The 11,397-nt window shown below is 55.4% G+C and carries 11 protein-coding genes and 1 tRNA gene; 6 read left to right on the forward strand and 6 right to left on the reverse strand.

Annotated features, from left to right (window positions below; translation table 11 throughout):
* Position 1 precedes the first annotated feature (1 nt).
* From accD to AUQ41_RS02425, 4 genes are all read right to left on the reverse strand, one after another.
* Positions 2-928, reverse strand: a complete 927-nt coding sequence (gene accD, locus AUQ41_RS02410; RefSeq protein ID WP_063086422.1) for an acetyl-CoA carboxylase, carboxyltransferase subunit beta — start codon at positions 926-928, stop codon at positions 2-4.
* 55 nt (positions 929-983) lie between these two features.
* Positions 984-1,832, reverse strand: coding sequence for a tryptophan synthase subunit alpha (trpA, locus tag AUQ41_RS02415; RefSeq protein ID WP_063086424.1), 849 nt, complete (start codon positions 1,830-1,832; stop codon positions 984-986).
* A complete protein-coding gene (gene trpB, locus AUQ41_RS02420) occupies positions 1,829-3,046 on the reverse strand; it encodes a tryptophan synthase subunit beta (protein WP_008888670.1) in 1,218 nt (405 codons plus the stop codon). Before trpB ends, trpA begins: the two co-directional genes overlap by 4 nt.
* Positions 3,047-3,183: 137 nt before the next feature.
* Entirely contained in the window at positions 3,184-3,363 is a 180-nt protein-coding gene (locus tag AUQ41_RS02425) for a zinc-finger domain-containing protein (RefSeq protein ID WP_040822460.1), read from the reverse strand.
* Between the two features lie 195 nt (positions 3,364-3,558).
* On the opposite strand from AUQ41_RS02425, the gene AUQ41_RS02430 reads away from it, so the two are divergent.
* On the forward strand, positions 3,559-4,527 hold the full coding sequence (locus AUQ41_RS02430) for an ABC transporter ATP-binding protein (RefSeq protein WP_008888668.1): 969 nt from the start codon (positions 3,559-3,561) through the stop codon (positions 4,525-4,527).
* A gap of 82 nt (positions 4,528-4,609) precedes the next feature.
* Here the strand turns inward: AUQ41_RS02430 and AUQ41_RS02435 are convergent, their stop codons facing one another.
* Entirely contained in the window at positions 4,610-4,897 is a 288-nt protein-coding gene (locus AUQ41_RS02435; protein WP_063086426.1) for a hypothetical protein, read from the reverse strand.
* A 270-nt stretch (positions 4,898-5,167) separates the two neighbouring features.
* On the opposite strand from AUQ41_RS02435, the gene AUQ41_RS02440 reads away from it, so the two are divergent.
* The 5 genes from AUQ41_RS02440 (at position 5,168) to AUQ41_RS02460 (ending at position 9,607) form a co-directional block, all read left to right on the forward strand.
* A complete protein-coding gene (locus AUQ41_RS02440; protein WP_232308287.1) occupies positions 5,168-6,151 on the forward strand; it encodes an alpha/beta hydrolase in 984 nt (327 codons plus the stop codon).
* Positions 6,152-6,298: 147 nt separating this feature from the next.
* Complete coding sequence (locus AUQ41_RS02445; RefSeq protein WP_008888665.1) at positions 6,299-8,035, forward strand: adenylate/guanylate cyclase domain-containing protein; 1,737 nt, start codon at positions 6,299-6,301, stop codon at positions 8,033-8,035.
* 150 nt (positions 8,036-8,185) lie between these two features.
* Positions 8,186-8,262, forward strand: a tRNA-Arg gene (locus tag AUQ41_RS02450).
* A 115-nt stretch (positions 8,263-8,377) separates the two neighbouring features.
* Entirely contained in the window at positions 8,378-8,854 is a 477-nt protein-coding gene (locus AUQ41_RS02455) for a hypothetical protein (protein ID WP_063086430.1), read from the forward strand.
* Between the two features lie 105 nt (positions 8,855-8,959).
* The gene (locus AUQ41_RS02460) at positions 8,960-9,607 is read left to right on the forward strand and encodes a 5'-methylthioadenosine/S-adenosylhomocysteine nucleosidase (protein ID WP_063086432.1); all 648 of its coding nucleotides are present in this window, start codon (positions 8,960-8,962) and stop codon (positions 9,605-9,607) included.
* 36 nt (positions 9,608-9,643) lie between these two features.
* On the opposite strand, the gene AUQ41_RS02465 is transcribed toward AUQ41_RS02460, so the two are convergent.
* Positions 9,644-11,311, reverse strand: a complete 1,668-nt coding sequence (locus AUQ41_RS02465) for a thiamine pyrophosphate-binding protein (protein ID WP_063086438.1) — start codon at positions 11,309-11,311, stop codon at positions 9,644-9,646.
* Positions 11,312-11,397 lie beyond the last annotated feature (86 nt).

Raw genomic sequence — 11,397 nt, forward strand, 5'->3', positions numbered from 1 at the left:
GTTATTTATCCGCACTCGGAGTTTTGGATTTGGTCGATTTTGCCTTGGCGTCCTTGATCGGCACCACAGCCGCACCCGGTTTGGTGCGACGGATCATATCGATCAGGCGGCCAAAGGTCGCGTTCAGTTCCGAACGCGGCACGACCATATCCACCATGCCATGTTCCAGAAGGTATTCGGCCGTCTGGAAGTCATCGGGCAGTTTTTCGCGGATGGTGCTTTCGATCACGCGGCGCCCGGCAAAGCCGATCTGTGCGCCCGGTTCTGCGATCTGGATATCACCCAGCATGGCAAAGGATGCCGAAACACCGCCAGTGGTCGGATCGGTCAGGAGCACGAAATAGGGTAGGCCCTTTTCCTTGACCTTTTCGATCGCGGCCGTGGTGCGCGCCATCTGCATCAGGCTGAGAATGCCTTCCTGCATACGCGCACCACCCGATGCCGGAACGACGATCAGGGCCGCATCCTGCACACAGGCAAGCTCGGCCGCTGCAACGATGCCTTCGCCAACGGCGATGCCCATCGATCCACCCATGAAGGAGAAATCGAAAACGGCAATCACGGTCGGATGACCACCGACTTCGCCATGGGCCACAGCCAGCGCATCCTTGAAGGTTGCTTTGGCCTGGGCCGCCTTGAGGCGGTCGGTATATTTCTTCTGATCGCGGAATTTCAGCGGATCGACCGGAACATTCGGCAGTTCGATGGTCTGGTACTTGCCATCATCAAACAGGGTTTCGAGACGTTCCTTGGCGGAAATGCGCATGTGATGACCGCAATGCTGGCAAACATGATTGTTCTTTGCCAGATCACGATGGAAGATCATCTGTTCGCAGGATTTGCATTTGTGCCAGAGGTTTTCGGGCACATCTGTGCGGCGAACAAGTTTCTGAATCTTTGGACGGACGAATTCAGTCAGCCACGACATATCGGATACTGATCCTTGGTTCTGTCTATATCGGTTCTTTCAAACGCAGCGCCATCTATTTGCGCGCGTTTCGGACCCCGTTCGCAAGTTCACTTACAAGGCCGGTAACCATAGAGGCGGTCTTATCGGTGGCCTTGCCGTTTTCGTCAAGACTTTCGGCAATTTTTGATACGATTGCCGATCCGACGACAGCGGCATCGGCCTGTTTTGCCACGTCGGCTGCCTGGGCTGCGGTCTTGATGCCAAAACCGACCGCAATCGGCAGATCGGTATGGCGACGCAGGCGTCCCATGGCCTCAATAATCTGGTCATTGCTGGCAGATCCGGCACCGGTCACACCGGCAACCGAGACATAGTAAACAAAGCCCGAGGTATTCTGAACAAGTTTCGGAAGACGCTTGTCATCAGAGGTCGGCGTCGTCAAACGAATGAAGGACAGGCCCTTTTCCACGGTCGGAATGCAAAGCTCTGCATCTTCTTCGGGCGGCAGATCAACAACGATCAGGCCATCAACCCCGGCATTGCGCGCATCTTCAAGGAATTCGGCGACGCCATAGATATAGATCGGGTTGTAATAGCCCATCAGGATGATCGGCGTATCATGATCCTGATCGCGGAAGCCGCGCACGATCGACAGCGTCTTGCGCATATGCATGCCAGCGGCAAGCGCGCGAAGCGATGCTTCCTGAATGGCGGGGCCATCGGCCATCGGATCGGTAAACGGCATGCCCAGTTCGATGATGTCGGCACCGGCTTCGGGCAGCTGTTTGAGGATTTCAAACGAGGTTTCCGGGTCGGGATCGCCTGCGGTGATAAAGGTTACCAGACCGGCACGGCCTTCTTCCTTGAGCTTGGCAAAACGTTTGGCGATGCGGTCCTGGCCGCCGATGATAGCGTCGCTCACAATTCTACTCCCAGTGCTTCGGCCACGGTAAAGATGTCCTTGTCACCCCGGCCACTCAGACACATGAGGATGATCTTGTCCTTGCCCATTTTCGGGGCCTCTTTCATGATCTGCGCGATCGCATGGCTGCATTCCAGGGCCGGAATGATGCCTTCGAGTTCCGAACAGAGTTTGAAGGCCGCAAGGGCTTCCTTGTCGGTGATCGGTTCATAACGCGCGCGACCGATATCCTTAAGCCAGCTGTGCTCCGGCCCGATGCCGGGATAATCCAGACCGGCCGAAATCGAATCGGCTTCCTTGATCTGGCCGTCATCATCCATCAGCAAATAGGTACGGTTACCGTGCAGAACGCCCGGCTTGCCTGCCGAAAGGCTTGCGGCATGTTTGCCGGTATGAACGCCGTGACCTGCGGCCTCGACACCGACAACTTCGACACCCTTGTCATCAAGGAACGGGTGGAACAGGCCAATGGCGTTGGACCCGCCGCCAACCGATGCGATCACCTGATCGGGCAGGCGATTTTCAGCTTCCATGATCTGTCGGCGGGCTTCATTGCCGATGACCGACTGGAAATCACGGACCATTTCCGGATAAGGGTGCGGGCCAGCCGCAGTACCGATGATGTAGAAGGTATCTTCAACGTTGGTGACCCAGTCACGCAGGGCTTCGTTCATCGCATCTTTCAGCGAGTTCGAACCGGAAACGACCGGTTTGACTTCGGCACCAAGCAGGCGCATGCGGAAGACGTTGGGCGACTGACGTTCGATATCCTTGGAACCCATATAGACCGTGCAAGGCAGGCCGAAGCGTGCGCACACAGTCGCGGTCGCAACGCCATGCTGACCGGCGCCGGTTTCGGCGATGATACGGGTTTTGCCCATGCGCTTGGCCAACAGGATCTGGCCGATGCAGTTATTGATCTTGTGCGCGCCGGTATGGTTGAGGTCCTCGCGCTTGAAATAGATCTTTGCACCGCCGAGTTCCTCGGTCAGGCGTTCGGCGAAATAAAGCGGGTTTTCACGGCCAACATAGTGACGGAGATAGTAATCCATCTCCTTTTTAAACGCGGGGTCTGCCTTGGCGTCCTTGTAGGCTTGTTCCAGCTCAAGGATCAGCGGCATCAGGGTTTCGGCGACAAAGCGTCCGCCGAAATTGCCGAAATGCCCGTCCGGATCGGGCAGAGCGCGGAAGCTGTTAGGTGCAGAAGACGTCATGGAAGTTCCCCGTGGATTGGCCGTGATGGCGTTCACGACAGCATAGGCAGGTGACAATATATGGTCTGCCAGACCATCTGTGCGCAAGCACCGGCAGGGTCTGGCCCCATACTGTACCTAAAAAGGTGCGTATTGGATTAGTGGGCTGCGTGCTCGGCCAAGGATTTGTCGAAGATATATTTTTTCGAGCAATACGGGCAGACCACCTCGCCTTTTTCCTCAAGATTAAGGTAAACGGTCGGGTGCCCAAGGTGACCTTTTCCGCCGTCGCAGGCAACATTTAGCGTGCCGACTTTGATTTCTTCGGTGATCTTCATATATCCAGTTCCAAGTTTGCCTTTTTCAGGCTTGTATGACCATCGGGATTGGCCGCGCACTGTGGACAGCATTGACCCCGGTTTCCCGGGAATGATACCGATTGGGCATATTCAATCAATACTTCCGCGTGCTCATGGCGCCTCATGGTCTTAGCGCAAACAAGCGACGCGGAAAAGAGTGGAGATCACGGACATATGACTGCAATGCCCGACTATGCCATCGAAGTCGAGGGGCTGACAAAGGTCTATAAGGGATCAAACGGTGAAAAACTCGCCCTTGATAACGTTTCGCTCAAGATTCCGCGCGGCTCGTTTTTTGCCCTGCTGGGCCCGAACGGCGCCGGAAAGTCTACGTTTATCAATATCTTGGCCGGTCTTGTCACCAAGACCAGCGGTACGGCAAAAATCTGGGGCAACGATATCGAAGCCCAGATGCGGGCCGCACGCTGCTCCATCGGGATCGTGCCCCAGGAACTGAACTTGGATGCATTTTTTACCCCCCGTCAGGTGATGGAATTGCAGGCGGGCCTCTATGGCGTGCCAAAATCCGAACGCCGCACGGACGAGATTCTTGCCGCCATCGGACTCGCCGACAAGGCAGACTCGTACGCAAGGTCGCTTTCAGGCGGGATGCGTCGCCGTCTTCTGGTCGGCAAGGCGATGGTCCATACGCCGCCCGTTCTGGTTCTTGATGAACCGACGGCCGGTGTGGATATCGAACTGCGTCAGCAGCTTTGGGCTTACGTCAAGGAGTTGAATAAAGCAGGCGTCACGATTGTTCTGACCACGCATTACCTTGAAGAAGCCGAAGAACTTTGTGACGAGATCGCGATCATCAATCAGGGCAATGTCATTGCCCATGAAGACAAGCGCAGCCTGCTGCGCCGGATCGATCACAAGACGCTGGTTCTGACCGTGAACAACGAACTGAACGCAGTACCCGATGCCCTGTCGCCCTGGGGGGCAGAGCTTAAATCGGAAAACCAGATCGCGCTTCATTACCGCCCAAGCAACACCCAGATGGCGGAAATCCTCGAGGCGATCCATGGCTGTGGTCTTGCGATCAAGGATCTGTCGACCGAGGAGGGCGATCTTGAAGACATCTTCCTGATGCTGACCCGCGATAATAACAAGCAACGCGCAGGTGCCGGCAAGGCCGCCTAGTTCGTTGCGTTTTCGTAATCATCTACAAAACCCCGCAAGAAAACTTGCGGGGTTTTGTGTGGTTGCGTCTAGATCTGCTCGATCACTTGAACCTGCTGGTAGCCATTTTCATCGCAGCTTCAATCGAGTCCCAAGCGTTATCCATGCCAGCTTTCATGTCTTGCCAGGCGGTATCGCTTGATTTTTGCAATTCTCGGAGCTTCTGCTCGGCCTCGTCTTGCATGGCGCGGAGCTCTTTGACTTGTTTCTGATACTGTATTTGTGCATCGGCTTCTGCCAACTCAGCCTGCGCCTTAAGCTTGTCAATCTGGGCACTCCACTCATTGAGTTGGGCTTCCAGTTTTTTCTCGTAAGCTTCTTTCATGCTCATGGTCGTATCCTTTCGTTGGAAAACGTGTGGAACGATCGATATGGCAACAAGGCAAAATACCCAATGTCTGCGTCTGTCATTGGATTAAAAAACCCGCTGAACCTAGTGTAGTTCTACTAGATCGGGCCGATTGGTTAAACCTTAAACCAGAATTTCCTCAATAACCCGAGTGCCCGCTTGGAATATGTAATGTGTGACAATACCTTGCGGGCGAACGCATTATAATCTTCATTAAGTGTCTGTGTTTCCTGCGTAGGGTTGGTCACCACTTTGTCACCGTGTTTTTTGCGCCCCGTTTTCCGCCTCTGTGCGATGTTGTTCTTTGCCGGGTTGGTAAGTGCCTGTGCGCCAACCGTTCGCCCGGCGGGACCACCGATTGCCCAGACCGTGCTTGGGCCAGACGTTTTTGTTGCGGCCGATGGTATGGCGCTGCCGTTGCAAAGCTGGGGTGATCTTGAAGATCCCGACGCAGTGATCCTTGGTCTGCACGGGATGGGCGATTATGCCAATGCCTTCATGGAGCTCGGTGAACAGGTCGGCCCGAAGGGCATCGCGATCTATGCTTATGATCAGCGGGGTTTTGGCCGTACGGCTACACGTCCATTCTGGGCCGGCACGGCGAGCCTGGTCAATGATGCTAGTGACGCATTGGCGCTGTTGCGCGCGCGCTATCCCGATACGCCGATTTACCTTCTGGGGAATTCGATGGGCGGGGCGGTGGCGATCATCACCGCTTCCACCCGCGGGCATTTGATGGATGGTCTGGTTTTGGTCGCACCGGCAGTTTGGAACCGGAACATGATGCCATGGTATCAGACCGCACCACTTTCGATCCTGTCGCACAGCCTGCCATGGTTGCCGCTGACCGGGCGGGGGCTTGATATCTGGCCGTCGGACAATATCGAAATGTTGCGTCGGCTGTCGCGTGACCCGCACATGATGTCGTCAGTCCGGGTCGATTTGCTTGCCGGTGTTGCCGATATCATGGATCTGGCGCGCGTTCGGGCCGGAGATATATCTGTGCCAACACTTTTGCTGTCGGGGATGCAGGATCAGGTGATCCCGCCTGAGGCAGTTGCGGCGCTTGATGATCAACTGTCCAGCCTCGGTTTGCCCTACTATCACCGCTGCCTTTATTCGAAGGGGTATCACATGCTGTTGCGGGATCTGAACGGGCCGGTGGTGATCGAGGATATTCGGCGCTGGGTTGTCGACAGCGATGATCGGAAAACTTATTCCTGCACCAACAACTGATTGCTTTTTGACCCTCAATCAATGATCAGGTAGCCTTTTTTAAATAGTTGCAAGGCATTATGCAGGTTGTCGAACCGCTGTTTCGTTCCGATATGCCAAGCAGCAATTGATGATGCACCATCACTTAACCGGAGGATCAGGACCGGCATGCTAAGGACCATTCGGGCGAAGTTCCTGGGTGTCGCGGCCTTTTTTGTCGTGTGGCTCGTTGTGGCCACCGGTTTCTCCGTGATCCAGTCCCTTGGCATCAATGGTGATCTTGAGGCGGTGTCGCGCTACGTCACGCCGGTTAAGGACTCGCTTTCGGACGTGCGTGCGCGCCAGCTTGAACAGATTTCGCTGATTGATCGTTACATGCGGGTGGTCGAAAGTGACGGACCGCAGACATCGCTTTTGAATGGCATCGAGATCGAAATCGAAGCCAAACAAACCCAGATCGAACAGGCTTTCCGCAAATCCTTTACCTTTGCTGCACTTGGTCGGGCGCAGGCATCCGGTCACTTTGACGAGGGTGTGCTGTTTGATCTTGATGTGCGCATGCGGGAATTTGCCGATGTATCGGCACAGTTTTCCTTGGGCGTTGAACGCCTGCTTGATCAGGTGCGGGCAGGAAACCTTGCCGATGCCCGGTCACAGGAAAACACCGTGCGCGGCCTGCATCGGATTATCGTGCTGAACCTGCGCAATGAAATCCGGCTTCTTGAAGATTACGCCGCACAGACAGTTGAAAACGTTTCAAAGCGCGAAGACTTCTTGATTCAGGCCGAATTCATCATGATGCTGGCGGCCGTCATTATTGGTATTTCGCTGGCCTATTACATGGCGCATGCGGTGGTGGTTGCCGTGCGCAAAACCACGAGTGCGCTGAATTCCATTCAGTCGGGCAAACTTGATACCAAGCTTGAATTCAGCTCCAAGGGTGATTTTGGCCGGTTGGCAGATGCCTTTAACCGCATGACGCGCGAACTCCGCGTGCGGTTCAGGATGCGCGAACGGTTTGGCAAATATGTCGATCCGAAAGTCATCAATAATCTGATCAATCAGGAAACCGCGCTTGAGAATTCCGAAAAGCGCGTGATGACCGTCAGTGTCGTCAACCTGACCGGCTTTGACTGGCTGGCGGAACATACGCCGCCCGAAAAGCTTGTCGACTTCCTGAATGATTATCTCACCGCGATGACGGAACCGATTGCCAATCAAAGCGGCATTATCGACAACTTCGTTGGTGACCGTGTGATCGGCTTCTGGGGCCCGCCCTTCTGCGGCGAAGGGGCCCATGCCAAACATGCCTGTCAGGCGGCCCTTGAACAGGTCGCACGCTTTAACGCGCTTAAAACCAAATATGCCGAACTGATTGGCGATCATGGTCTTGAAATCCGTGTCGGCATTGCGACCGGCGAGGTGGTTGTCGGTTCCATCGGTACGGACAAATCACGCGCTTATACCGTGGTTGGCGATTGCGTGAACTATGCCAACCGTCTGGAAAAGGCCAACCGGGTCTATGGCACGCAAATTCTGGCTTCGCACGAAACGGCCAGCATGGCGTCGGGTGAGGTCGAAATGCGCGACCTTGATCATGTGGTGCTGCTGGGTACTGAAAAGGTCGTTTTTCTTTACGAAGTGCTGGCGCAGGGCGGGCAACTTTCCGAAGAACGGCGTGAATGGCGCAGCAAGTACGAAACCGCCATGGCGCATTACCGCGATGGCAATTTCGATGCCGCCCGGCCGCTTTACGAAGAAGTCATTGCATTTGATGACAGCGACTTTGCCGCACAGCTGATGATGAACCGCATGGAACGCCTTGAACGGCGTGAACAGGACCGCGAATGGGATGGCACCTGGGTGGTCCGTGACCCGTATGAACGTCGCGATGTCGAAAGCTGATTGCAGCCACAACCTGCCAAGGTTACCTTAACCGGGATAGGGGATGATTGAGCGCGTATCGGGGTTCGAAAACCCTTGCCCGTTCAGGTCAAAACCTGTATCACCCAAACCGCTCGGGCCACACATTCCAGTCACGGCCCTACATATTGCGCACCCGTAGCTCAGCTGGATAGAGCGTTGCCCTCCGAAGGCAAAGGCCACAGGTTCGAATCCTGTCGGGTGCGCCAATTTCCTCTCAGAATTGCTTTGTCAGTTGGCATCCGCGGATAGTGCGCGTAAGGATGATTTTTTACCGTGCCGAAACCGGCAGGGGCGCGTTATTGCATTTGTTGGGGCGAACCAATGACAAAGCTGTTTTTCCTTTTCACCATTCATCCGGTTTCGTTGGCGATCTGGACCTTTGTTGTCATGGCGATGGTGGTGATGACCGGCTGGGCACACCTTGCCACGCTGACCTTTGCGTTTGAGGCCGGCATATTCGATGCCGATGTGACGCTTGAAGAAGATGTCGCCGTCATTCTGGTTGCCTTTGGCGTGTTCCTTGAGATGCGCGAAATGTTGGCGAAACGAGCTTATGGCGAAGAGATTGCCGAGAAACAGCATGATCTCAACGAACTTTCAGAGCGTTATGGCGCCTACCTGCTCATCATCGGGCTGTTTATGGAAATCAATGACCAGTGCTTCGAGCCACTGCTTGAAAATACCGGGTTTGCCGCGATTGGCGTATCGACCATGGCTTTGTTTGACGTGATCGCGCTTGTTGTGGGCTTTGGTTATCTCGCCAAACTGTTCGCTCCGACCCGTTCTGTCGCCGCTTGATACCATCACGTTACACTGACAGTCATGCCGCGATTTTGGGGCTGCGGAAATGTTCCCCGGCCTTTATGCTGCGGGTTCTGATTTTAAGAATGCGGAAAGTCAAAGATGCGCGGTTACCTTCATGATGTCGCAGGCCATAACGTGTTGTTCCCAATGGCGGCACCGGCGGAATATGGCGACCACCTCAAGGAGCGGTTTACACCCTTGATGATCGGGGTAGGGCCGGTGGAGGCGGCGATCAATTTGACCGCGGCATTGACCGAATTGAAGCTGTCGGATGATTTGCCTGATCTTGTCGTCACATTGGGATCGGCAGGGTCACGCACGCTTGAGCAGGCCGAGGTTTATCAGGCCGTTTCGATATCGTATCGGGATATGGATGCATCGGTTTTGGGCTTTGAGAAGGGCTGCACGCCGTTTGTCGATCTGCCTGCCGAGATCGAGATGGCGTTGCGCATTCCCGGTATCCCCGAAGCGCGTTTGTCGACCGGGGCGAATGTGGTGTCGGGTGCGGCCTATGATGTGATTGATGCCGACATGGTCGATATGGAAAGCTTTGCCATCCTGCGGGCCTGCCACAAGTTTGATTTGCCGCTTATTGGGCTGCGGGGGATTTCCGATGGCAAGGAAGAGCTCTCCAAACTTTCAGACTGGACGGCCTATCTGCATGTCGTTGACGAAAAGCTGGCCGTTGCCGTCGATTCACTGAAGGCCGGACTGGAAAGCGGCGAGATCAGCATTCCCAAACGCTGATCTCGCTTATTACATTTTCGAAACAATTATGCAGTCTTAGGTGCCCGCACGGATCTGATCAAGGGTTTTGATCGGGGTAAGCGCCTGTGGGTCCACCTGGATTTCAAGGATGGCGGGTTTGCCGGAGGCGACCGCGCGGTCGAAGGCCGGGCCGAAATCCGCGGTCTTGGTGACGGTTTCGCCGTATCCACCAAACGCCTTGGCGTAGGCGGCGAAATCCGGGTTGTGCAGTTCGGTGCCAGACACACGGCCGGGATAGTTGCGTTCCTGATGCATGCGGATGGTGCCAAACATACCGTTATTGACCACAAGCGTGATGATATTCGCGCCATATTGCACGGCGGTGGCAAATTCCTGCCCGTGCATCAAAAAGCATCCGTCACCGGCAAGGCAGACGACCGGGCGGTCCGGGTGGGCAAGCTTGGCTGAGACCGACGCCGGAAGCCCATACCCCATCGAGCCCGATGTCGGGGCCAGTTCGGTGCGGTATTCCCGATAGCGGAAGAAGCGATGCAAAAAGGCGGCATAGTTGCCCGCCCCATTGGTGACAATCGCATTGTCAGGCAGTTTTTCACGCAATTCCGCCACCACATGCGCCATTTTGACATCGCCCGGGGTTTCAACCGGGGTGGAAAAGGCGATGTAGTTGGCGTGTGCGGTTTCGATCATGTCATCGCGGGCCGATCCATCCACCGGCTCCATCATGGCGATGGCGCGCAGGAAGGATCGCTGGGACGCATTGATTGCGACATCCGGGCGGTAGACCCGGCCCAATTCATCCGGGCCGCTGTAAACATGGACCAGTTTCTGTTTCGGGCAGGGGATCTCAAGCAGGCTATAGCCGCTGCTGGTCATTTCCCCCATGCGCGATCCGACAAGGATCACAAGATCACTGTCCTTGATGAACTCGGCCAGCTTCGGGTTGATGCCGATCCCGACATCACCAATGAAGTGGCTGTGCGTGTTGGGGATATAGTCCTGACAGCGGAAGCTTGTCGCAATCGGCACATTGTTACGAACTGCAAACGATTTGAGGTTTTCAGTCGCTTCGCGGGTCCAGCCACCCCCACCAACGATCATGACCGGCTTTGCGGATTTCGCAAGAGCGTCACGGAAGCGAGAGACATCTTCAGGCGCTGTTTTGGCCTCAACCGGGACGTAGGGTTTGGCATCAGGTACTTCGGCGCTTGAAGAAAGCATGTCTTCGGGAAGCGCCAGAACCACAGGGCCGGGGCGACCGGATGTCGCGATGTGATAGGCGTGGCTGATATATTCCGGAATGCGGTTGATGTCATCAATCTGCCCGACCCACTTTGCCAATGGGTCGAACATTTTGCGGTAATCGACTTCCTGAAACGCTTCGCGATCAACCATGTCACGCCCGATCTGCCCGACCAGCAGGATCATTGGTGTGCTGTCCTGATGGGCGACATGAACGCCGGCCGATGCGTTGGTGGCACCGGGACCACGGGTGACCATGCAGATGCCGGGTTTATTGGTCAGCTTGCCGTAGGCCTCTGCCATGATGGCGGCCCCGCCTTCCTGACGGCAAATGATCGGATCGATGCCCGGATGATCGACAAGGCCATCAAGCACGGCGAGATAGCTTTCGCCCGGGACAAGAAAGACGCGTTCAGCCCCGTGCAGGGCCAGTTGATCGACCAGAATGCGTCCGCCATGGCGCGTTTCTGTTTTCCCGGACATGTTTCGTGAACTCCGTTGCGTGGGGCAAAATCGTTTTAGTTTTTATCTGTTTGCCATCTCTTGATGGCGTAAGCGCGATTTCATCA

The organism is Thalassospira sp. MCCC 1A02898, assembly GCF_001618185.1.
In the GTDB taxonomy this organism is placed as follows: Bacteria; Pseudomonadota; Alphaproteobacteria; order Rhodospirillales; family Thalassospiraceae; genus Thalassospira; species Thalassospira tepidiphila.